This is a genomic window from Pollutimonas thiosulfatoxidans (genome assembly GCF_004022565.1).
Lineage (GTDB): Bacteria > Pseudomonadota > Gammaproteobacteria > Burkholderiales > Burkholderiaceae_B > Pusillimonas_D > Pusillimonas_D thiosulfatoxidans.
Genome location: NZ_CP022987.1, coordinates 3,296,196 through 3,319,174 on the forward strand (window position 1 = coordinate 3,296,196; position 22,979 = coordinate 3,319,174).

A 22,979-nucleotide genomic window follows, 5' to 3' on the forward strand; every position below is an offset into this window, starting at 1 on the left:
CCGCTCCTGTTATAGTTATTCCCTGGCATCCCCCCCCTGCTACTGGCAATTTACATGCATATTGATCCCGCCGTCTACGTCCGTAGCGCGATTCGCAGTGTCCCCGATTGGCCCAAGCCCGGCATTACCTTCCGCGATATCACGCCGGTTTTGCAAGACCCGCGCTCGTTCCGTGTCTTGATCGACCTGTTTGTCTACCGCTATATGCGTCAGCGGCTGGATCTGGTGGCGGGCATCGATGCGCGCGGCTTCATATTGGGCTCGGTGCTGGCTTACGAGTTGAACCTGGGCTTTGTGCCGGTGCGCAAGAAAGGCAAGCTGCCGTTCCAGACTGTAGCCGAAGAGTATTCCCTGGAATATGGCAATGCCACCGTCGAGATGCATACCGATTCGGTAAGGCCGGGCCAGCGTGTGCTCTTGATCGACGATCTTATCGCCACGGGCGGCACCATGGTGGCGGCATCCAAGCTGTTGCAGCGCTTGGGCGCCAACGTGATCGAAGCGGCCGCCATCATCGACCTGCCTTATCTGGGCGGTTCGCAGGCCCTGAAAGACACGGGCCTGCCCATTTACACCGTCTGCAGTTTCGACGAAGGCGCAGCCTAGGCAGGCCTGGGCTTCCCTAGACCAGCACGCGTTCGATGCCGCCGGTATTGGCATCGCGCACGTAATCCTGCATCCAGCCTTCTCCAAGGATGTGCCGCGCCATCTCGACCACGATGTAGTCGGCCTCCATGCCGGTATCGCCCTGATAGCGCGACAGACCTTGCAGGCATGAAGGGCACGAGGTCAGTATCTTGACATCGCCGGTGTAGCCGTCGGCGCGTATCTCGTTCGTGTTCTTGGCCAGCTCTTCCTGCTTGCGAAAGCGCACCTGGGTGGAAATGTCGGGGCGCGAGACGGCCAGCGTGCCGGACTCCCCGCAGCAGCGGTCGGTCTTGATGGCTGTGTCGCCCACCAGCGCCTTGACGGTCTTCATGGGTTCCTGCAGCTTCATCGGCGTATGGCAGGGATCGTGGTACATGTAGCGCACCCCTTGCACCCCTTGTATCTGTATGCCTTTTTCCAGCAGGTATTCGTGTATGTCGATCAGGCGGCAGCCCGGGAATATTTTCTCGAACTCATAGCCGGCCAACTGGTCGTAGCAAGTACCACAGCTGACCACCACCGTCTTGATGTCCAGGTAGTTCAGCGTGGTGGCCATGCGATGGAACAGCACGCGGTTGTCCGTGATGATTTTCTCGGCCTTGTCCGTCATGCCATTGCCGCGCTGGGGATAGCCGCAGCACAGGTAGCCGGGCGGCAGCACGGTCTGCACGCCGGCATGCCACAGCATGGCCTGGGTTGCCAGGCCCACTTGCGAAAACAGGCGTTCCGAGCCGCAACCCGGAAAATAAAAGACCGCTTCCGTATCGGGCGAGGTACGTGCCGGATCACGGATGATGGGCACGTAGTTGGCGTCTTCGATGTCCAGCAGCTTGCGTGCGGTTTGTTTTGGTAGCCCGCCGGGCATTTTTTTATTGATGAAATGCACCACCTGTTCGCGTATGGGCGCCTTGCCCAGCGTGGCGGGCGGATGGGCCACCTGTTTGCGCGATGGGCCGGCCAGCAGGTCGTGAGCGACCCGTTGTGCCTTGTAGCCCACATCTATCATCGCCTTGCGTGTGGCCTTGATAACGCGGGGATCCTTGGCGTTCAGGAAGAACATGGCCGCCGTCGTGCCGGGATTGAAGGACTTCTTGCCCATGCGGCGCAGCAGTGCCCGCATCTCCATGGAGACTTCGCCGAAATCGATGTCCACGGGACAGGGGTTGTAGCACTTGTGGCAGACGGTGCAGTGGTCCGCAACATCTTCAAACTCTTCCCAGTGTTTCAGGCTGACGCCACGCCGTGTCTGCTCTTCGTAAAGGAAGGCTTCGATCAGCAGCGAGGTCGCGAGAATTTTATTGCGCGGCGAGTAAAGCAGGTTGGCGCGCGGCACATGCGTGGCGCACACCGGCTTGCATTTGCCGCAGCGCAGACAGTCCTTGATGGCGTTCGATATGGAGCCGATTTCGCTGCGCTGCATGATCAGCGATTCGTGGCCCAGCAAGTTGAAACTGGGCGTCCAGGCGTTGCGCAAGTCGGCCCCGGGCATGAGCTTGCCCGCATTGAAGTGGTTGCCCGGATCGATGCGCCGCTTGTAGTCCTGAAACGGCGCCAGCTCGGCCTCTGTCAGGTATTCATATTTGGTCAGGCCGATGCCATGTTCACCCGAAATCACGCCATTCAGGTCGCGGGCGATTTGCATGATGCGTGCGACGGCCTCGTTGGCGACCCGCAGCATTTCGTAATCGTCCGAGTTGACCGGAATGTTGGTGTGCACGTTGCCGTCGCCGGCATGCATGTGCAAGGCCACGAATACGCGGCCACGCAGGACCTCGTCATGGATGGCCTGGATCCGGGCCAGCACCGCGGCGCAGTGGGCACCGGCAAAGTGGCGCTCCATCAGCGCGCGTACTTCGGTTTTCCACGAGATGCGCAAGGTGTGGTCTTGCACCAGGTCAAAAATGGTGGCGTCGGGCTGGCGGCCCAAACGCTCGGCAAGCAGTTCGGCTTTGTGATCGCCGCCGTTTTCGGCCAGTAGCGATGCGCCCACGGTCAGCGGGGTGTCGAGGTTATCCAGCAGCCAGGACCAGCGCTGACGCACTGTTTGCAGGGTGGCTAAGGCGTCTCGGGTCCGGCCGGCCAGTATCTCTTCGCGGGTATGCTCGGCGTCGTCGTGGTCTTCGATCTTGCCCACGGGTAGTTCGCCGTTCAGGAAGGCTTCGAGCTCGTCGAGCAAACGTAGTTTGTTGCGCGTGGAAAGCTCGATGTTGATGCGTTCGATCGCGTCGGTGTATTCGCCCATGCGATCCAACGGGATCACAACGTCTTCATTGATCTTGAAGGCGTTGGTGTGGCGGGCGATGGCGGCCGTGCGGGCACGATCCAGCCAGAACTTTTTGCGTGCTTCGGGGCTGACGGCAACAAAGCCTTCGCCGTGGCGCGTATTGGCGATGCGCACGACCTCGCTGGCGGCCAGGGCCACGGCATCGGCGTCTTCACCGACGATGTCGCCGATCAGCACCATCTTGGGCAAGCCGCCGCGCTTGCTCTTGGTGGCGTATCCGACTGCGCGCAGATAGCGTTCGTCCAGATGTTCCAGGCCGGCCAGCAGAACACCGCGTTCGCGCCCGGCGCCGTCCAGGTAATGCTTGACCTCGACGATGGAGGGCACCGCGTCGCGCGCCTGGCCGAAGAACTCCATGCAGACCGTACGGGCATGGGCCGGCATGCGATGGAGTATCCAGCGCGCTGCAGTGATCAGGCCGTCACAGCCTTCCTTCTGCACACCGGGCAGCCCTGCCAGGAACTTGTCGGTTACATCCTTCCCTAAACCTGCCTTGCGGAAACGCAAGCCTTCGATGGCCAGGATTTCGCTGCGCAGCAGCGACGCACCGGGCGCAGCCTTGCCATCAAACCATTTCAGCTCAAAGCGGGCTTCGGGTGTGTCGTGAATTTTTCCCAGGTTGTGATCCAGGCGTGTGACTTCCAGCCAGTTCCCGTCGGGATCGACCATGCGCCACCAGGCCAGGTTGTCCAGGGCCGTGCCCCAAAGTACGGCTTTCTTGCCGCCGGCGTTCATGGCGACGTTGCCTCCCACGCAGGAGGCGTCGGCCGAGGTCGGATCAACGGCAAATACATGGCCGGCCGCTTCGGCGGCTTCGGCCACCCGGCGCGTCACCACGCCTGCGCCCGTCAGCACGGTGTGCACATCGGTCGGCACGCCTGGCAGGCGCGTGGCCTCGACAGGGCCAATGGCATCGAGCTTTTCAGTGTTGATGACAGCCGAACGCCACGTAAGCGGGATGGCGCCGCCGGTATAGCCGGTGCCGCCTCCGCGCGGAATAATGGTCAGGTCCAGCTCGATACAGGCACGTACCAGCGATGCGATCTCGCCTTCCTGATCGGGCGTCAGGACCACAAAGGGATACTCGACCCGCCAGTCAGTGGCATCGGTTACATGGGAAACGCGCGACAGGGCGTCGAACTTGATGTTGTCTTTATTGGTGATGCGCGACAGGCGGCGAACGACCTTCTTGCGCAGTGCCCGCGTTTGCGTAAATTGCTGCTCGAAGTCCGACAGGGCCTGGCGGGCAGCGGCCAGCAGTCCCCCAACCTTGGTGTCGCGCTCGGTGACGCTGGCATCGCGGCGCTGGTCGATTTCATCAAGACGATGGTTCAAGGCCTGGATCAGCAAGTGCTGGCGCTTGGGGTTGTCCAGCAGATCGTCCTGCAGATACGGGTTGCGCTGCACGACCCAGATATCACCCAGTACTTCGAACAGCATGCGCGCCGAGCGGCCGGTGCGCCGTTCACTGCGCAGCGCGGACAGTAATTGCCACGCCTCATCGCCCAACAGGCGCAGTACGATCTCGCGATCGGAGTACGAGGTGTAGTTATAGGGGATTTCGCGCAGACGGGGCGTGGCGGGGAGGGGGGCCTGGACGGCTAGCAAATGACTGGCAACGGGGGCGTTCATGACTTGGCAGTAGAGGGCCCTGCTGACGGAGGAAGTGCAGGGGTGAACGCAGTTTAACCGACAGCTGTCGCCAGTCGGGGGTTAAGTGCATTCGGTGCGGCCTTGCCTGGCTTAGAGCTTTCCGGGAAAGAACCACAACAAGGCGGCCGTCATGGCCAGGTAGCGGCAGAATTTACCCAGCGCCACAAAGAACAGGCTGGGCCAGAAGGGCAGCCGCAGCCAACCCGCCACGGCGCACAGGGGGTCACCAATAAAGGGCAGCCACGAAAAAAACAGCGCACTCGGGCCGATGCGATGCAGCCAATAGGTGATGTAGTCGTGCCAGCGCCCGCCTGCCTTGCTGCGCGGCTTATAGGGATGCTTTTCGCGCCAGCGTTCAAAGGCTTTCTCGGCGCCCAACCCCATGGCGTAGCTGATGGCGCCCCCCAAGGTGTTGCCCAGCGTGGCCACAAGCACGGCGGGCCAGAACATCTCGGGCGCCATCTTGACGTATCCGAAGACGGCAGGCTCGGACCCCAGTGGCAGCAGGGTAGCCGACACCAGGCTCACGACGAAGATTGCACTTAACCCAACACGGGGCAGGGCCAGTGCAATCAACAGCCAGTGTATTGTCGACTCCAACCAGGCTTCCATAGGCCGCTAGTGTATATTTACATGGAATTTCCTGCTGTACTTCCTACTCACTCCCCGTCTTCATGTCTACTGATTATCTAAAGCGCATCCTTACCTCCAAGGTGTACGACGTTGCCGTCGAGTCGCCACTTGAATTTGCTCCGCAGGTTTCCGCCCGAATTCATAACAAGGTATTGCTCAAGCGCGAAGATACGCAAGCAGTATTCAGTTTCAAGTTGCGTGGCGCCTATAACAAGATGGCCAACCTGGCACCGGCCGAGCTCAAGCGCGGGGTGATCGCTGCCTCGGCAGGCAACCATGCGCAGGGCGTGGCGCTATCGGCACAGCGCCTGGGGGTCCGTGCGGTGATCGTCATGCCGGTGACCACACCGCAGGTCAAGGTCGATGCGGTTCGCGGATGGGGGGGCGAGGTCGTGCTGATGGGCGACAGCTTCTCCGACTCTTACGAGCACGCCAAGATCCTGGAAAAGAAAGAAAAGCTTACCTTTGTCCATCCTTTTGACGATCCCGATGTCATTGCCGGGCAAGGCACCATAGGCATGGAGATACTGCGCCAGCATCCCGGCCCCATCGATGCCATCTTCGTGGCCATCGGCGGCGGCGGCCTGATTGCGGGCGTGGCCGCTTATGTGAAGCAACTGCGTCCCGAGATCAAGATCATCGGTGTGCAGACGGAAGATTCCGATGCCATGGTACGCAGCATCAAGGCCGGTCGCCGCGTCACCTTGAACGATGTCGGCTTGTTCTCCGACGGCACCGCAGTGAAGCAGGTGGGCGTGGAAACCTTCCGCCTGGCGCGTCAGTATGTGGACGATTACGTATTGGTCGACACGGATGCCATCTGTGCCGGCATCAAGGATGTCTTCCAGGACACGCGTAGCGTGCTGGAACCCGCGGGGGCGCTGGCCCTGGCAGGTGCCAAGCGCTACGCCGCGCAGAACAAATGGAAGGACAAGACCCTGGTCGCGATCACCTGCGGGGCCAACATGAATTTTGACCGGCTGCGTTTCGTGGCCGAGCGAGCCGATGTCGGCGAAGCCCGCGAAGCCGTATTCGCGCTGACGCTGCCGGAAAAGCGGGGCAGCTTCCTGCGATTGTGCGAGGCCGTGGGCAGCCGCGCCGTTACCGAGTTCAATTACCGGATTTCCGATGCGGAAAATGCCCATGTCTTTGTCGGCCTGCAGATCCGCTCGGCGGCAGAACCCGAGAAGCTCGCGAACAGCTTTCGCAAGAAAGGCTTCCCGACCATAGACCTTACCGGTAACGAGATGGCCAAGACGCATCTGCGCTACATGGTGGGCGGGCGCTCGACACTGGCCGAACACGAGCTGCTGTTTCGCTTCGAGTTTCCAGAGCGGCCGGGCGCCCTGATGAAGTTCCTGGGTGCGATGAACCCGAACTGGAACATCAGTCTGTTCCACTACCGCAACCAGGGCGACGACTACGGCCGCATACTGGTAGGCATACAGGTACCGCCCGAAGACAAGAAAGATTTCAAGCTGTTCCTCGACGGCCTGGGCTACCCTTACTGGAATGAATCCGACAATCCCGCCTATCGGCTCTTCCTCTGAAACGCCCGACGCCACTGCCTACCAGTCGCTGTTAGGGCTGGAAATTGAAATGGTGCCCGTGCATGCGGGCACCGGCACCAGCCAGCCCGTATCCCGTTACTTCGACGCCCTGCGCAGCATCAAGCTGGCCAAGGGCGTGCGTGCGACGCCTTTTATGCTGCAGGGCCATTGCGTTGCTTTACACACGGCGACCGGCGAGTGCGGGCTGGACAACGGTTTCAATCTGCTGGAGACGGCGCTCGCTCCGGTAAATGGCGGGCCCGGCGGACTGGCTCGTCTTGCACAGTTGGCGCATGAAGAACTGGCCGATACCATGGCAGCGCTTTTGGCTGATGATGCTTGTGTCCTGAATGCCTCGCAACACCCGGCCTGTCGCCGCGACGCCGATTGGTACAGCAAGGTATGCGTGCCCCGCCCCATCTATGACGAGTTGCGTGGCTATCGCGGCTGGCATCACTGGGAAGGCATAGATGCCAAGGCCCAGAACGGCGCCAACACCTCGGTACCCGTGCACGACGCCGTCGCCGCCTTGAATATTTCGCTGGCGCTGGCGCCTGCGGCGATCGCGCTGTTTGGCAACAGCCCGCTGGAATCAGGCCGTGTCACCGGCTTGAAGGAAACCCGCATGACGCTGTGGCCGCGTGTGTTCGGGCCGGCCCGGTTTGCAGGCGACGCCTGGCTGTCCCAGTATCCGGGGCGGCCGTTTCATGGCTTGGGCGATTTCTTCACCTGGATGTTCGGCGAGGGCACGGTCTCCCGCGCCCTGCCCATCAGCGATGCTGGGGATTACAAGTCCGCCGCAACGGCCGTGTTGGCCGATGATCCCTGTCTGTCCTCCTTCCTCAAGGCGCCTGGCTGGACTGCCCGCTGTCTGGACACGGGTAAGGTCACGCACTTGTTGCCCGATACGGCCCATTTCGAGTATTCCCAGATAGGCCAGTTTCTGGATGCACGACTGCGCTATGCGCTGCGCACGCGGCCGCCGCTGGCCGAACTGCTGGCAGCATGGCAACAAGAACACGGATTGGAGCAGTTGTTCGAGCAATGCGGCGCGCAGGTCTACATCGAAGCGCGAGCGCCCGGTGCCGGCTTCGCCGATGCGGTCCTGCTGCAGGAGGCGGGGGCTGAAGTGGCGCACAGCATGTTGCTCGCGCCCATCGCCCTGCAGTGCGGGTTGCTGGCCAATCTTGACGAGGCAGGTCGGCTGGTGGCCTCGTGGGGCTGGCAGCCGCTGGGGCGTTTGCGCCAGCCGGCGATGCGACTGGGCCTGGAAGACGATCGGGTGGCCGCGCTATGTACCGAAGTGCTGGCCGTTGCACGCGACGGGCTTGCGAAGGCGGACCGACCGTGGCTGGCTTATGCGGACCATGTGCTGCAAACGCGCCGCAGCGCGGCCGACCGCATGTTGGCGTCATGGCATACCGCCGGTGGATCGCTGGAGGACCGCCTGGCCCTCATTGCGCGTCGCCATGCGGCCCTGCATCCCGACCAGTATGGCGGGCTGGGTGCTGCGCAGCAGGTTTAGTTGGCCGTCTCGTAGACTTCATCGGCTGCCAGCAGAATATCCACCGGAGGATCGAAGCCTATCGCCCGCGTCGTGGCGAGGTTCAGCGCGATCTTGGGTGGGTCCACCCATAGCTGGCTGAGCGCGCGCGGCTGCGCCCCATTGAGTATCCGGGCCATGGTTTCGGCATGGAACAGCCCTACATAAGACTCGTCTGCCTGGGCCAGGCTTAGCAGTACGCCGCGCTCGACTTCGCGCGAGCCTGCCATCGAGAAGCTCGGCACCTTGGCTTGCCGAAGAATGCTTGCTATGTCCTTGACCGATTCCAGCGTGACGCCCCGGTGCGAGGTGATGTAGACCGCATCGACGCGTTGTTGCGTCAGTTGCCGATAGCAGTCCACGGCATTGGCGATGGCGGTTTCCGTGGAGACGCTGCTGGATTGGGCATGGCAGGGCACGATCTTGAAGTTCAGTTCACCGCCAACCTGCTCGACCGCCGATAAGGCGGCATAGGTGCGGCCAGCTTCGCTGTCTTCGTAGACGATGCCCAGGCTTTGGAAAGGCACGATATCGCGGAACAGCCGCACTTGGCGCTGGTAGCGCTCCGGCTCGACCCGTGCGTGAAGGTTCTCGCGGCCGCTATCGGCAGGGCTGTCGACGATGCCAGCCGCGACCGGGTCGCTGGTTGATGCCACGACGGTGGGTATGGGTGGGCCGATGGCGCGCATGTCCTGGCCTGCCCAGGTGCCCATCGCGATGATCAGGTCCAGGTCGCCTTGCTTCTCTACGCGCAAGGCGATGGCCTCGCGCACGCCGGCGCGCTTGTCGGTGTCGAAGTTGCCGGGCTGCCACCATGCATCCTTCACGAACTCCAGATAGTCGCTGCGCGCGTTGTCAGCAAGCCAGCTCCAGAGCTCGCGGCCACTGAGGGTGTCGGGAGGGTCCGATGGCAACGTCAGCCATCCCAGGCGTTGCAGGCCCTCGGCTATGGCTTCCAGCGTCAGCGGATACTCGCTGTACTCGCCACTTTCGACGTAGCCGATACGCCACTTGCCGCCGTCTTCTTTGGTGACGGGCGAGGTCGGGAACACCTGCGCGGCTCGCCAGGGCGTGCTCTGGGCCGACGCGGGAGCGTAGGACAGGAAAATAAGCAGGGCCGCCAGGGCCAGGGTAAGTATCGAGCGGAAAATCATGAGGCAGCCCTTCTTGCGGCGATCAGGGTGATGTCGTCGGATTGCTCCGTGCCATGTGCGAAAGCGCGCACATCGTCCAGCACGGTGGTGGTTGCGAGTTGGGCGCTGGGCGCGGGATAGGCAGCCAGCAAATCGAGCAAGCGCTGGTCGCCATACAGCTTGCCATCGGGGCTCAAGGCCTCTGTTACGCCATCCGAGTAACCGATGAAGGTTTCGCCTTGCGCAAGTTGGGTCGCATAGCGGGTGTAGGGCAGGTCTTCCTGCACGCCGCAAGCGGGGCCGCTGCATCCCTCCAGCAGTCGCAGTTCGCCGTCCGTCTTGACGATACAGGGCGGCGGGTGGCCGGCATTGGCCCACGTCAAATCACCCGTGGTCATGTCCAGGACGGCGACAATCAAGGTCACGAACATCATGTTCGGATTGTTTTCGGACAGCCGGTTGTTGATGCGCTCTATCATCATGGCCGGGTCGGTCGTGCCTTCGGCCGAGGCGCGGATCAAGGTGCGGGTAACGGCCATGAACAATGCGGCGGGCACGCCCTTGTCCGATACATCGCCTATGGCAAAGCACAGGCGCCCGTCGGGCAATACAAAGTAGTCGTACAGATCGCCGCCGACCTCCTTGGCCGGGATCATGGTGGCATAGAGGTCTAGCTGTTTCAGGGCGCCCGGCTCCAGGGGTTGCGGCAGCAGGCCCATCTGTATCGTGTGCGCGATATTCAGTTCGCTTTCAAAGCGTTCGCGGCTGGAGGTTTCCTGCACCAGCTTGGCGATTTTTTCGCGCAGTTGCTCATCCATGAACATGAAGGTGGCGGCCAGGCGACCGACCTCGTCGGGCTGGCGTTGCGGCAACTGGGCGATATGCGGCGGAATCGGCCCCGCTGTGCTCAGATCCTGTTCGGGCAAGGCGCGGGCGAACTCAGTCAGTTGCTTCAAAGGCCGAGTAATGCGGGCTGACAGTGCCCAGGCGATGGCCAGGGACACCAGCAGTACGCCTACGAACAGCCAGGCCAGGCGATTGCGCAATTGCTCGGCCGCGTGCGTCAGGTCATCCGCAGGGACCGCTGCGGCAATCGTCCATCGCAATGGCTTGAAGTAGGCAGCGCTGATCTGCCAGGTGGCTGCTTCGGCTTGCGGCGTGAGGGTAAAGGTGCTGACCTCGCCAGATTCGGAAATGTCATCAAGCAGCTTGCGCAGCGTCTGCGTGCTGCTGGTGTCTTTTTCGTCCAGCAGGCCCGCATGCCGGGCCGGCAATGGCGCGATCATCCCGCCTTCATCGTCGACGATGAAGGCGAAGCCATTGCGGGCCAGGGTCAGCGAGGCCAGCGCTTCGCGGATGGATTGCTCCATTTCCTGGCGGCGCGTATCAAACTGCCGCGAGATGGTTTGCGCTTCGTCGGTGATCGCAAACACCCAGTCCCAGGGCTCGAAGTAACCGAAGTAGGCATAGCGAAATTTGCCCTCGTTGCCGTCTCGCGTCGGTGATTGGTAGATGGCGAAGCTTTGCCCGGTCGTGCGCGCCTCGTGGTAGGCCGACGTGGCCAGGTCGTTGCCCTTGAAATCCTGCAAGTTGGACAGATTCATGCCGCGCCAATCGGGGCGCCCACTGGCCAGAGCGATGAGATTGTGGTCGAACGCGAAGCTGAATCGCGCCTCGTCGATGGCCAGTTTATTGATCCATTGGACGGCAGCGCCCTTGGCCTGGTCCACGGACAACTGCCCGTCCTGTGCCTGGCTGGCATACATCTGCAACACCGAACGCACCGTATTGCCCAACTGCACCAGTTGGCTGCGCCCGTTGCGCACGGTGGTGATCTTGTCAGTAAGCAAGCCGCCCCAGCGGGCCTCGCTGTCGCGCAGCAACAGGTTCAATACGTTGCCCACCGCCCGTTCTTCGCTGGCCACTACCGTACGCGTGACATCTCTTTCGGTCACCGCCATGACGGCAATGGCTCCGAGCAACAGGGTAAGCCCGACCAGTAGGAAGATTTTGCTGCGCAACGAGGTCAATCGCATGGAACATCTCGGTATGGGCGACGTCGTGGACGACCGGAGTGGTGTACTTTTGCATGTGATTGTAATTTACTATTGCGCACACGACGTAACAGAAAGGAGCGGCACCCATGTCGCAAGGCGGCACCAGCGTAGAGCAGCAAGGCGGGCCTGTCAGGCGACGACGCCCGCTGCGCGACGTATTGCTGGCTTGCATGCTGGTGTTGCTGCTGGCGCAAGGGCTCATTGGCGCGCTGAGCCTGTCGGCACTGAATCGGCTTGCGGCGGACAATACCGCCCAGCGTGCCGAACTGCTGGGCAGGCAGGCAGCGGCGCAAATTCAGACCGGGCTGTCGCTGGGCAAACCCTTGGCGCAGTACTTTGGGCTGGCCGAGCTGCTTGCTGCCCTGCGCGATAACGCGCCGGATCTTGCCGCCGCTGGCGTTGTGATGGCCGATGGGCAAATGGTGACGGGCACCGTAGGCCCGGCACCGGCGAAGCAACTACTGGGCATACTGCTGCAAGATGGCACTGATGGACGTCGGGCCAGCTTGCGCGGATCGGGGGCGGCCCAGCATGTGGCCCAAGAGGCGGTAGCAGTGGCGGTCCCACTGCGTCGGCCAGACGGCACGATAGCAGGCGCAGTCATTGTCCAGTTGGAACTGCAGGATGTGCACAGCAGCGGATTGCTGCAGGAAAACCTCTGGGTGCTGGCCCTCTCCACATTGGGCGCCGCGCTCATCCTGGCACTGGTGTTTCGCTTTGCCATGCCGCTGCACGAGCTGGCCAGCGCCAGCAAGGCCAGGCTCGTCGTACCGCTGCTGGTGTTGCTGATGGCGCAAGGTGTCTACGCCGCCTACACCATTCATACTTTCCGCGATGTGTGGGTGCAGGTCACGCAGGACAATACGCGATTGCTGGGCCAGGATTTGCAGCGCGACTTGCAGCGCTTGCTGGCATACGGCGTGGCGCCCGAGCACTGGCGCGGCGTGGAGCGACCCATGGCCCGGCTGGCAGCGTCATTCCCGGTGGTGGGCGAACTACGGCTGCTGGATGCCCAAGGTGCGATGTTGAATCGAGCCGATGCACAAGGTGCGCTGGATATCGCCGCGCCCGCTGTGGCGGATGCCGACACGCTGGTCTTCCCTTTGCGTGCAGCGCCCCAGGCACCCATAGCGGCGCGCCTGCAAATTTTGCTGGACAGGGACCTGATCGCAGCCGGGGTGCGCGAACGCGTCCTGGACGCCGGCACGGTGGTGGCGGTTGCCCTGGTTGCCGCCATTGAGCTTTTGCTATTGCTGACACTGCTGATGAATCGTGCCTTCGCGGTCACGGTCAGGGATCCGAAAGGAGAGGCGTCGGGACTGGACGATCCTTCCGAGGTTGGCAATGTCGTCAGGCCGGTCATGTTCGGATTCTTGTTCGCACTGGCCTTGCCGCTAAGCTTTCTGCCGCTCTATGCCCGATCGCTGCTCGCACCAGGCGTGACGGTCGACAGCGCAGCATTCCTGGTGGCGCTGCCTATCGCCGCAGAAATGGGCTGCGGTTTGCTGACGGCATTGCTGGCGGGGCGCCTCACTGACCGTCGTGGCTGGCAATGGCCAGTGCTTGCCGGCTTGCTGGTGTCGGTTGCCGGCAATCTGGTCTGTGCGCTGGCAACGTCGCTGCCTTCGTTCACGGCGGCCCGCGGCCTGGTGGGTCTGGGCTATGGCCTGACCTGGATGGGACTGCAAGGTTTCATCGTCATACGCAGCCCGGCTGCCTACCGGGGCCGCAATATGGCTGCCGTCATCGCCGGCCTTTTCGCGGGGCACTTATCCGGTGCGGCGGTCGGCGCCATGCTGATGGAGCAATCCGGGCCGGCGGTCGTCTTTATTTCGGGCGCCGGCTTGCTGGCCTTGCCAGCCATCGGTGTCTTCACCCTGATGTGGCCCTATCGCCATCAGCAGGTCAGCCGCGCGCCGTCCCTTGCCGCCGGGTATGGGGTGCGCTCGTGGCGAGCACTGCGCCAACTGCTTGCCACCCGTGATTTCGGCATGTTGCTGGCCGGCTGTGTGATTCCGTTTTCCATCGCGCAAGTTGGGTTGCTGACTTATGCGCTGCCGCTCTACATGGAGGCATGGGGCGGGACGCCGGCCGGGACGGGCCGCATACTGATGCTCTATGGCTTGTGCGTGATTTATGTCGGGCCCTACATGGGCCGGCTGGCTGACCGCAGTCCCTGCAAGAAATGCTGGATCGCCGCTGGCGGGCTGGTGGGCAGCGCCGGATTGCTCAGTCTGTATTTCATGGATGGCGTGCTGGCTGCTGCAAGCGCGGTGGTGTTGCTGGCCTTGGCCAGTTGCATGGCCGGTGGCGCGCAGGCGGCGTATATGCTCAGCCTGGACACGGTACAAAGATATGGTGCGGGCGGCTCCACCAGCATCATGCGCGGGGCCGACAAGTTTGGCCAGATGCTGGGCCCCTTGATGGTGGGTGGCCTGTTCGCTTCCATGGGCATGTCCGGCGGCCTGGCATTGACGGGCCTTGTTTACCTGGTTGCGACGCTGGCTTTTATTGTGTTTGCGCCTCGGGCAGTGGACCGTGAGCCCGCAGCCTCGGCACCCGCGCCGTAAGTCCGGTACACAGTTGGGCGGCAATGGTGCCCGCAGATGCTGCGATGCGCTCTACGGGTAAAGCCGCGTCGCCCCACAAGGTGACGGTGGTGCCGCGTTGCGCGGCCGGATGGGCTGTCACGTCGATGGCGACGGTATCCATCGAGACGCGCCCGACCACAGCGCATTCCTGGCCCGCTATCAGTACACAGGCGTCGGGCCCGGGCTGGCGGGGATACCCGTCCGCATAGCCGCAGTGCACCAGCGCTATCCGCAAATCATGCTCGGCCACGAAAGCACCGCCATAGCCCAGCGGACTGCCCGCGGGTACCTGTTGGATGGCGTGGATGTCAGCAAACAGCGTCATGGCGGGCTTCAGGCCCAGGTGTTCGCCCGTGATGCCGGCCAGCGGGCTGATGCCGTAAAGCGCGATGCCACTGCGCACCCATGCCGTGCTGCCCGCGTATTCAGGGTCGGACAGCAGGGCGGCGGAGTTCTCAGTGCAGCGCGGGCCGGGCAGTCCGGCGACGAGTGCTTCAAAGCTTGCGCGTTCGGCACGCAGGTATTCGGGCTCTTCGGCACGGGCGTAGTGCAGCAGATGGCCGACTTGCTGGACGATGCCCGTTTGCTGCAGCCGGGTTGCCCGCTCGAACCCGCGGCGGTAGGCGTGGGCACTGAAGCCGGCATGACGCAGGTCGCCGCTGAAACGCAGCCACAAGGTCAAGTCTCCGGGGCCTTGGCGCGCCAACTCGTCCAGTTGGCTTTCGTCGTCTATGACGACATGCAGGGGAGACAGCCCACTGTCTTGCAACTCTGCCATATTGGCGGGGCTGCCCAACAGCAAGATGGGCTTGCGCCATCCCAGTTCGCGGCACGCCGCCGCGGATGCGACGTCCATGACGGCGAGGCCGTCGGCAGCCGCCATGCCGGGCAGGCTTAACGCCAGCCCATGGCCGTAGGCGTCAGCCTTGCAGACCGCCCACACGCGCGGCACGATGGCACTATGCAGGGCCAGGAGGCTGCGCAGTCTAGCCAGGTTATGAGCGATGGCCGATGCGTCGATGCGGGCATGGATGCGGGATTGCGCAGCGCAGCTCATGATGTCGGGTCGGGCTCGTCGGCTGCGATCAGCCGCAGCCGGTTGCGCCCCTCGATGCGTTGGTACTGAATGTCTTGCAGGAAGTGTCGCATCAGGCGCAAGCCGTGGCCGCCTATCTTGGCCTCGCTCAGAGTATCGACCAAGTCAGCCGGTTGATTGTGCGTGGGATCATAGGCAGGGCCGTTATCCAGGATTTCGACGATCCGTTGTTCGTCGTGGCCCAGGATGCTGAGGGCGATCTCGTCGCCGGGCTTGGCCTGGTCTTGGGGGAAGCCATACATCACGACGTTGGTCAGCGCTTCGTCCAGGCACAGTCGCAGCTTGAAGCTGGTGCGCGGCGGCCAGCCCAGGGTGGCCACCACGTCGTCCAACCAGTGCAGTGCCAGCGGAACCGTGTCGGGCCCAGGCACCAGGGACAGCGTTGCGTATGTCTGCATAGTCATGGACGGTGGGATCAATGATCGAAATGTAACCGAAGGTAGGATTGTTCGCCACGGATTCCGCTCGAAACGCGATCCGCCAAGCGCCGCAGCAGCACTTGCGCGACTCCCGCCATGGTTTCGTCCAGCGCGGCCATGAAAGCATGGTCATCGATGTCCAGCAGTTCGGCGTGCGCGTGGGGTTTGCCGTCTCCCAGCTGCAGGGGTGGGCCGGCGTGCAGCAACTCAATGTCCAGGTTGAATTCGTCAAAACTGCCGCGTATTGCCTGTAGCTGCCGGCCACCGCCGGCCGTCTGTATGGCTTCGACGGCTTCCAGTGCTGCCTGCGCTGCGCGGCGCACGGCTTCACGACGCGCGCTCCAGCGGGCGCCGTTTTCTTCGATGAAGGCCAGTGCCAGGCGGCTGGCCGTGGCGGGGTCATCGCCTGGCAAGGCCTGTTGCTCGCGTTGGGAGGTGCCCAACCGAAACAGAAGATTCAGCGTGATGGCGGTAAGCCCCGCAACGATAATGCCATTGCCTGCAATAAACTGCAGCGATGTCGGCGCAAGCTTGGAAAGCTCCGGCATGAACATCAGCCCCACCCCGAGGACGAAGGCGATGCCCACCATGAAGATGCCGCGCGAGTCCATGGCGCGCGAAGCAATCAGCTCGACGCCCGAGACGATGAGATAGGCGGCCGCGTAGACTTCCACCGCGCCAATCACCGGTGTGGGGATCAGGGTAAGCGCAAGCGAAACTTGCGGCAGGAAGGCAGCCAGCCCCAGGAGGGCCGCCGCAGCCAGGCCGATCCAGCGGGAAGTGGAACGGCTGATGTGGCTAAGCGCAATATTGGCCGACGATATGGCGGTGGGGTAGGCGCCCAACCAGGCAGCCAGGAAATTGGCCATCCCGCTGGCGCGAATGCCGCCACCCACCATACGCATCTCCGGCCGGCGCCAGTCGGCGTCATTCATCTTGTGCATCAGCACGACGCAACCGAAGGTGTCCAACTGGGTCATCAACGCAAGAACCGCGACGGCGGCGAGCACGCCAGGATCAATATGAAATACCGGCGTGGGCAGGTGGGGCGGGGCAATGACCGGGACCTTGGTGAGGGCATCCAGGCCTTCCACTTGTCCGAGCGCCGCCGACAGGCCGATGCCGACAATCAGGCCGGCCAGCAGCGCAAACAGCTTGGCCTGATGATTCCCCCAGATGGACAGGGCCACGATTACCGCCAGTGTGGCGCCGCCGACCAGGGCGTCCATGGCGTCGACACCACCTGTGCCGTTCAGACCGCCAGTATGCGTAAGTGCAGGAGTGATCAGCGACAGGCCCGCCACGCATACGACCACGCCTGCCACGGTGGGGGGCAGTATGGCCCGCAGGCGGGGAACAACAAAACCGGCACCCATGGCGACCAGCCCGTTCACCGCCCCCACCATGACCAGGCCGCCTACGCCGTACTCTGCGGCCACCATGCCGGAAAGCAGAACCAACAGGGGATCGGGCATGTGGACCAGGAGCAGTCCGGAGCCCATGCGTCCGCCCCACGACTGCAGGAAGGTGGCGATGGCCATACCCAGGATGGTTGCCGTCACCATGCTGCGTGTTCCATCGGCGTCCAGGCCGGCGATCTTGGCCGAAGCGAGCACATAGGCGATCAGTGCCAGCGCCGTTGCGACGTGTTGCAACGCCAGTCCGGTCAGCGCCACCATGGGTGGCCGCTCGTTCGATGCATACACCAGATCGTGCGGACGTCTGAACGGCGGGTTTCGGGGCAGGCCCGCAAAAACCCGTGGCTTATCTCTTTGGAATGGCATGAAGTTGTGCTGCCTCACGATGGATTGTCGCGTATTATATTGAGTCGATACTTAACGTTGCATCGATTACAAAGCCAAATACCATTACATACAACCAACGGTTTCCCTTATGAGTCTCACTACTGAAAAAAGCGGCGATACCCTCGTGGTATCGGCTGCCGGCCAAATTAACAGCGCCAATGCAGCAGCGATCGAAACCGAGCTTCTGGGCTGGGTCGAGAAAGGCGAGCACCTGTGTGTGCTGGACCTGTCTCAGCTCGATTACATCTCCAGCGCCGGCCTGCGGGTCGTCCTGATGCTGGCCAAGCGCCTGAAACAAAATGCCGGCCGTCTCATTCTTTGCTCGCTGCAACCTCAGGTGCGCGAGGTCTTTGACATCAGCGGTTTTCTTTCCATTCTTACCGTCGTCGACAGCCGCAGCGTGGCGCTGCAACAGATCCAGGCCTGATCAGTCTTTAAAAAGGGCGCGCAGCGGCGCCAGGTTGCAGCTTAACAAGTCGAACGCGGCGATGCGATGATCATCAAGCTGTTGCGCCTCTTCCAGTGTGATTTCCACGAAACGCAAGGCGTCGCCCGGCATGCATTGCGCCACAATGGGCAGGTCCACCGTGGCGACATGTGCGATCTTGGCATAACCGCCCGTGGTCTGGCGGTCGGCCATCAAGATGATCGGGTTTCCGTCGGCCGGCACCTGGACGCTTCCAAAGCTGGTGGCTTCGGATAACAACTGCTGGTTGCTGCGCAGGCTCAAGGTTGGCCCTTGCAGGCGATAGCCCATGCGTTCAGAGTTCGGGCTTATTTTGAAATCGGCATCAAAAAACTGCTGGACCGAGGCAGTCGTGAACAGCGCTGCATGGGCTCCCTTCACGGCCCTTATTGCGCCGCGGGCCATTGCGCTTAGCGTTGCAGGAAGGTAAACCTTGATCTTCCATAACTCGTCGGCCAATGCGCCCAGGTCTGTTGCGCCGGGCCGCCACGGCATGGAGAAGACATCGCCCTGGCGTAGTGCCCGGCCCTGGTAGCCGCCAAAGCCGCCTCTCAGGTAGGTGCTGCGGCTGGACAGGACGGGGGGCAGGTCTACGCCGCCGTGCCAGGCTATATAGGCGCGCAGGCCGGATTGCCGACCGCCGAAAGACAGAATATCGCCCGCTCGCAGCACCAGCGGGCGATTGTTCGGTATGGCTTGTCCATTAAGCATGGCACCCAGTTGCGCGCCACTGATGGCTATGCAAGCCGGCGAGTCAAAGCGCAGCGTTGGCCCGGCCAGGGTGATCTCCAGCGTGGCCTCGTCTTGCGCGTTGCCAACCAGCAAATTGGCCAGGCGGTGGGCACGTGTGTCCATGGCGCCGCCAACTGGAACGCCCAGATACTGATGCCCATGGCGGCCAAGATCCTGGAAGCTGGAGAGCAGGCCGGGCTTGATAACGGTGACAGTCATGCGGTTTCTTGCCGTAGCGCCTGGAAGGCCTGGGCATCTATAGGCACGAACTTCACGGTATCGCCCGGTTGCAACAGTGTGGGCGGATCCTGGGTGGGATCGAACAGCACGACAGGCGTTGCCCCGATAATGTTCCAGCCGCCCGGGCTGGCATTGGGATAAATCATGGTTTGCAGGTTCGCGATGGCCACCGAACCGGCCGGCAGCAAGGTGCGCGGCGTGTCGCGCCGCCCGATGGACAGCTTGGGGTCGTGCACACCAATATAGGGCGCGCCCGGTGCAAACCCCAGCATGAAGACATAGGCAGGCTCATGGCTGTGCAAGCGTATGACCTCCGCTGGGTCCAGCTTGCAATGATCAGCCACCGCTTGCAGGTCAGGGCCATGCTCACCGCCATAACAGACCGGAATCTCCACTTGCTTGCCGCTGCTTGTAATTTGCTCTTGGGACATGGCGGCATCAAGCACGTGGTTTACCTCGGACGCCAGTTGCGCGATGCCGGCGCCTTTCCCCAAGCCTTCTGGTTGAAAGTGCAGGGCAACGGTATTGAAAGTCGGGACGATGTCGGAGATGCCACTAAGCTGCGCTGCCCGTAGGGCGGCAGCGGCCAGCGCACAGCGCCGCCCGGTATCGACCTGTATGTCCTGGCCGAAGACCAAAATCAGGCAGCGATCGCCTTGTGGCAATATGGACCAGCCGCGGCGGGAGGTCTGATCGGACGACAACACGTAGGGCTGCAAGGACGCGGTTATTTGGCGAACAAAGAGCTCATGTCCTGAAAGGACTTGAACTCGAGTGCGTTGCCCGAAGGGTCCAGGAAGAACATGGTCGCTTGTTCGCCGGGTTCGCCTTTGAAGCGCACATAAGGCTCGATGACGAACTCCGTGCCGGCAGCCTTCAGCTTGGCCGCCAGTGCTTCCCAGGTGGCCATGTCGAGCACGGCGCCAAAGTGGCGCACTGGCACGTTATGCTCGTCGACACTGCTGGTGGCGGCTTGCCCGCATTCTTCCGGCGAAAGATGGGCCACGATCTGATGGCCATAAAAATCGAAATCCACCCATTGCTCGGATGATCGGCCTTCAGGGCAGCCCAGCAGGTTTCCGTAGAAGGCGCGCGCCTCGGCCAGGTCGCGGACGGGAAAGGCCAGGTGAAAGGGCGGAAGATTATTTTTCTGGGACATCGAGATGCTCCGTAACGTTCGGGATCGACGCGGTCGCGGCGATGGCAAGCTCCATTTTAATGAGTTTCGGAAACTTGCATGCAAACCCGCGCCGGGGGAAGTTCAACGAGAAGATGCTGCCTGCACCGAAGCGGCTCTGTATGGCCATTTCGGCATTGTGCCGCATGGCGACATGCTTGGTAATTGCCAGGCCCAGGCCCGTGCCTCCGGTGGCACGCGACCGCCCGCGATCGACGCGATAGAAGCGTTCGCTTAGCCGGGGAATGTCTTGAGGGGCAATGCCTATGCCGGTGTCTTGCACGGAATAGCAGGCGTGTCCGTCTTCCGTTATGTACCAACTGACGGTGATCGTCCCGTCCTTGGGCGTGTAGCGGATGGCGTTGGTGAGCAGATTTGAAACCGCCGAAGCCAGTTCCGTTTCTATCCCCTTGATGCACAGGCCCTCGGCAATGTTGTCCACGAATACATGCTGATCGCCGGACAGGACGCGGCCTTGTTGCAGGGCTTTGTGGATGATCTGGTCCATCGCTACCGGCACGCCTTCGGCATGGGGGGAAGACTCCAGCGTGGAAAGCGTAAGCAGATCGTCGACGATGGCCTGCATGCGCTGGGCCTGCTCCAGCATAAGCGTTTGATAGCGATGCTTCTGCTCTTGGCTGAGCGATTCTTCCGGCATGTCTCGCAGGGTCTCCAGAAAGCCGGACAGTACGGTCAGCGGGGTACGCAGCTCGTGCGAGACATTCGCCACGAAGTCCTTGCGTGTAGTTTCCAATTTTTCGACCTGCGTCACATCGCGGGTAACGATAAGGAAATGGCCTATGCCGTAGCGGGTCAGTTGCACCAGCAGCGCCTTGTCCTGGCCGTCGCTGTTCATGTGCAGCAGTATCGGTCCTGGCCACGCCTTCTGGCGGGCGTAGCGCGCAAATTCGGGCGCCCGCAAAATATTGAAGATGCTGTGATTGCGGTCTATCTTCAGGTCCAGGCCGAGATGTTCGCTGGCCATTTGATTGCACCATGTCAGGTGCATGGCCTCGTCCAGGGTGATGGCGCCGTCCGGCAGCGCTTCAGCGGCCAGCATAATGCCATTGACGTTGCGGTTCAGCTCTTCGATTTGCCGGCTGTCCTTGCGTAGCTGTCGGTAGATCGGGGCCAGTATTTCATCCCACGGACCCACAGAGGGCGGCGGCGGAGCATGAATGTCGCGTACCCACTGCGAGATTCGCGATAGTTGCAGGCCGCTGACCAAGATCATGATCAACAAGCCCAGGCAAAGTACCGCCCATCCCGTCTCGGCCCCCAGCCATAGGCCGATCAGCCAGCCCGCTGCGGCCCACAGGCCTACTGAAATAATGGTTTTGATCATGCAAGCTTGGGTAGTTGGGCGGTAAACCGGTATCCGGCGCCCCGTACGGTCTCAATATGCTGATCATGGCCGGCAGGTTCGAGCGCCTTGCGCAGACGCCGGATATGCACGTCTACAGTGCGCTCTTCCACGAAAACGTGATCGCCCCACACTTGATCCAGCAACTGGGCGCGGGAGAACACGCGCTCGGTATGTGTCATGAAAAAGTGTAGCAGACGAAATTCGGTCGGTCCTATTGTCAGCGAGATCTCGTCGCCGGTCACCCGATGGGTGGCGGGGTCGAGCCGCAAGCTGCCGATCTGAATGGCGTCATCGGTCAGTTGGGGGGCGCGGCGCCGAAGCACGGCCTTGATCCGGGCCATCAGCTCCTTAGGAGAAAACGGCTTGGTGATGTAGTCGTCCGCGCCTGCCTCCAGGCCTTCGACCTTGTCGTGTTCGGATCCCTTGGCAGTCAGCATGATCACCGGTACGTGGCGAGTGCGCTCGTCCGAGCGCAGCGTGCGTGCCAGTGTGATGCCTGACGCGCCTGGGAGCATCCAGTCCAGCAAAATCAGGTCGGGTAGCTCGGCTCGTATCAAGGTCTGGGCCTGCTCGGCGTCGAAGGCCCGCAATACCTTATGGCCCGCGAAGGACAAATTCACGGAGATCAGCTCCTGGATTGCTGGTTCGTCTTCAATAACAAGTATGGTCGTGCTCATGGCGCCTGATAGTGTGAAGGACTGCCTACATAATATGGCGCAATTATTACAAGTTTGTGAACACCCAGGGGCCGGCCGGCTTTCCTTAGGAAGGCCGTATTGTTGTACGATTGGTAAACCATGCCAAACACCAGCACTTCTCCCCAGGATCCACCGGCCCAAGGCGCCAGCACGCACTTCGGTTTTAAAACCGTGAACGAGCGCGAGAAGGCCCATAAGGTGGCCGAGGTTTTCCATTCGGTCGCCAGTCGGTACGACGTCATGAACGACCTCATGTCCGGCGGGCTGCATCGCATCTGGAAAGCCTTCACGGTTTCCCGCGCCGATATCCGGCCGGGCATGAAAGTTCTGGATATTGCGGGCGGCACCGGCGATTTGGCGCGGGCCTTTGCCAAGAAAGCCGGCCCTTCCGGCGAGGTCTGGCTTACCGACATCAACGATTCCATGCTGCGAGTGGGCCGTGATCGCCTGATCGACAGCGGCTTGTTGGTTCCCGCCGCCGTCTGCGACGCCGAGAAACTTCCTTTCCCGACCGGTCATTTCGATCGCGTCAGTGTGGCCTTCGGTTTGCGCAACATGACTCATAAAGAGCATGCCCTGGCCGAAATGCGGCGCGTGCTCAAACCGGGCGGCAAACTGCTGGTATTGGAATTCTCGCGGGTAGCGAAACCACTGGCACCCGCCTACGATTGGTATTCGTTCAATATCTTACCCTGGCTGGGCAAGAAGGTTGCGGGGGACGAGGCCAGTTACCGTTACCTGGCCGAATCCATACGCATGCACCCCGACCAGGACACTTTGGCCGGCATGCTCGAAGATGCCGGCCTGTCGCGGGTGCGCTACTTCAATCTGACTGCCGGGCTGGTCGCCTTGCATGAAGGCGTCAACCTCGGCTAGCTGCCCGGTACA

Annotated in this window: 18 protein-coding genes; 6 read left to right on the forward strand and 12 right to left on the reverse strand. The window is 62.1% G+C overall.

Translation table 11 applies throughout. The annotated features are described in order from the left end of the window. Positions 1 to 54 precede the first annotated feature (54 nt). A complete protein-coding gene (locus CKA81_RS15940) occupies positions 55 to 606 on the forward strand; it encodes an adenine phosphoribosyltransferase (RefSeq protein ID WP_128356181.1) in 552 nt (183 codons plus the stop codon). 16 nt (positions 607 to 622) lie between these two features. Here the strand turns inward: CKA81_RS15940 and CKA81_RS15945 are convergent, their stop codons facing one another. Both CKA81_RS15945 and CKA81_RS15950 read right to left on the reverse strand, forming a co-directional pair. Continuing rightward, on the reverse strand, positions 623 to 4,564 hold the full coding sequence (locus CKA81_RS15945) for a DUF3683 domain-containing protein (RefSeq protein ID WP_128356182.1): 3,942 nt from the start codon (positions 4,562 to 4,564) through the stop codon (positions 623 to 625). A gap of 111 nt (positions 4,565 to 4,675) precedes the next feature. After that, positions 4,676 to 5,197 (reverse strand): YqaA family protein, encoded by a 522-nt coding sequence (locus tag CKA81_RS15950; RefSeq protein WP_128356183.1) that lies wholly within the window; start codon positions 5,195 to 5,197, stop codon positions 4,676 to 4,678. A gap of 62 nt (positions 5,198 to 5,259) precedes the next feature. On the opposite strand from CKA81_RS15950, the gene ilvA reads away from it, so the two are divergent. Together ilvA and CKA81_RS15960 are read left to right on the forward strand one after the other, a co-directional pair. Then, a complete protein-coding gene (gene ilvA, locus CKA81_RS15955) occupies positions 5,260 to 6,768 on the forward strand; it encodes a threonine ammonia-lyase, biosynthetic (RefSeq protein WP_128356184.1) in 1,509 nt (502 codons plus the stop codon). A gap of 49 nt (positions 6,769 to 6,817) precedes the next feature. Then, positions 6,818 to 8,293 (forward strand): glutamate-cysteine ligase family protein, encoded by a 1,476-nt coding sequence (locus tag CKA81_RS15960; RefSeq protein WP_394342561.1) that lies wholly within the window; start codon positions 6,818 to 6,820, stop codon positions 8,291 to 8,293. Here CKA81_RS15960 and CKA81_RS15965 read toward each other — a convergent pair. Beyond that, positions 8,290 to 9,465, reverse strand: coding sequence for an ABC transporter substrate-binding protein (locus CKA81_RS15965; RefSeq protein WP_128356186.1), 1,176 nt, complete (start codon positions 9,463 to 9,465; stop codon positions 8,290 to 8,292). The two genes, CKA81_RS15960 and CKA81_RS15965, sit on opposite strands and share 4 nt — an antisense overlap. Further along, positions 9,462 to 11,480, reverse strand: coding sequence for a SpoIIE family protein phosphatase (locus CKA81_RS15970; RefSeq protein WP_128356187.1), 2,019 nt, complete (start codon positions 11,478 to 11,480; stop codon positions 9,462 to 9,464). Before CKA81_RS15970 ends, CKA81_RS15965 begins: the two co-directional genes overlap by 4 nt. A gap of 107 nt (positions 11,481 to 11,587) precedes the next feature. Here CKA81_RS15970 and CKA81_RS15975 point away from each other — a divergent pair, with 107 nt between their 5' ends. Continuing rightward, positions 11,588 to 14,071, forward strand: coding sequence for an MFS transporter (locus tag CKA81_RS15975; protein WP_128356188.1), 2,484 nt, complete (start codon positions 11,588 to 11,590; stop codon positions 14,069 to 14,071). On the opposite strand, the gene alr is transcribed toward CKA81_RS15975, so the two are convergent. From alr to CKA81_RS15990, 3 genes are read right to left on the reverse strand one after another with little or no spacing between them, the layout of a single operon-like run. Beyond that, positions 14,010 to 15,149 carry an alanine racemase gene (gene alr, locus CKA81_RS15980; protein WP_128356189.1) on the reverse strand — a complete coding sequence of 380 codons (1,140 nt, stop codon included), beginning with the start codon at positions 15,147 to 15,149 and terminating at the stop codon, positions 14,010 to 14,012. The genes CKA81_RS15975 and alr overlap by 62 nt on opposite strands. Further along, the gene (locus CKA81_RS15985; RefSeq protein ID WP_128356190.1) at positions 15,146 to 15,592 is read right to left on the reverse strand and encodes an ATP-binding protein; all 447 of its coding nucleotides are present in this window, start codon (positions 15,590 to 15,592) and stop codon (positions 15,146 to 15,148) included. The genes alr and CKA81_RS15985 overlap by 4 nt, the downstream gene beginning before the upstream one ends. Positions 15,593 to 15,603: 11 nt before the next feature. Further along, positions 15,604 to 17,391, reverse strand: a complete 1,788-nt coding sequence (locus CKA81_RS15990) for a solute carrier family 23 protein (protein ID WP_128356191.1) — start codon at positions 17,389 to 17,391, stop codon at positions 15,604 to 15,606. Positions 17,392 to 17,500: 109 nt separating this feature from the next. Here CKA81_RS15990 and CKA81_RS15995 point away from each other — a divergent pair, with 109 nt between their 5' ends. Further along, entirely contained in the window at positions 17,501 to 17,839 is a 339-nt protein-coding gene (locus CKA81_RS15995; RefSeq protein WP_128356192.1) for an STAS domain-containing protein, read from the forward strand. Here the strand turns inward: CKA81_RS15995 and CKA81_RS16000 are convergent, their stop codons facing one another. Genes CKA81_RS16000 through phoB form a run of 5 tightly spaced genes read right to left on the reverse strand, consistent with a single transcriptional unit; the run spans position 17,840 to position 22,070 of the window. Next, entirely contained in the window at positions 17,840 to 18,829 is a 990-nt protein-coding gene (locus CKA81_RS16000; RefSeq protein ID WP_128356193.1) for a 5-oxoprolinase subunit C family protein, read from the reverse strand. After that, positions 18,826 to 19,557, reverse strand: coding sequence for a 5-oxoprolinase subunit PxpB (gene pxpB, locus CKA81_RS16005; protein ID WP_128356194.1), 732 nt, complete (start codon positions 19,555 to 19,557; stop codon positions 18,826 to 18,828). The genes CKA81_RS16000 and pxpB overlap by 4 nt, the downstream gene beginning before the upstream one ends. Positions 19,558 to 19,577: 20 nt before the next feature. Next, positions 19,578 to 20,009: a VOC family protein gene (locus CKA81_RS16010; protein WP_128356195.1), complete on the reverse strand. Its 432-nt coding sequence runs from the start codon at positions 20,007 to 20,009 to the stop codon at positions 19,578 to 19,580. Next, the gene (gene phoR / locus CKA81_RS16015; RefSeq protein ID WP_128356196.1) at positions 19,993 to 21,372 is read right to left on the reverse strand and encodes a phosphate regulon sensor histidine kinase PhoR; all 1,380 of its coding nucleotides are present in this window, start codon (positions 21,370 to 21,372) and stop codon (positions 19,993 to 19,995) included. Before phoR ends, CKA81_RS16010 begins: the two co-directional genes overlap by 17 nt. Continuing rightward, entirely contained in the window at positions 21,369 to 22,070 is a 702-nt protein-coding gene (gene phoB / locus CKA81_RS16020) for a phosphate regulon transcriptional regulator PhoB (protein ID WP_128356197.1), read from the reverse strand. Before phoB ends, phoR begins: the two co-directional genes overlap by 4 nt. Positions 22,071 to 22,190: 120 nt before the next feature. Here phoB and ubiE point away from each other — a divergent pair, with 120 nt between their 5' ends. Further along, the gene (gene ubiE / locus CKA81_RS16025) at positions 22,191 to 22,967 is read left to right on the forward strand and encodes a bifunctional demethylmenaquinone methyltransferase/2-methoxy-6-polyprenyl-1,4-benzoquinol methylase UbiE (RefSeq protein ID WP_128356198.1); all 777 of its coding nucleotides are present in this window, start codon (positions 22,191 to 22,193) and stop codon (positions 22,965 to 22,967) included. The last annotated feature ends 12 nt before the right edge of the window (positions 22,968 to 22,979 follow it).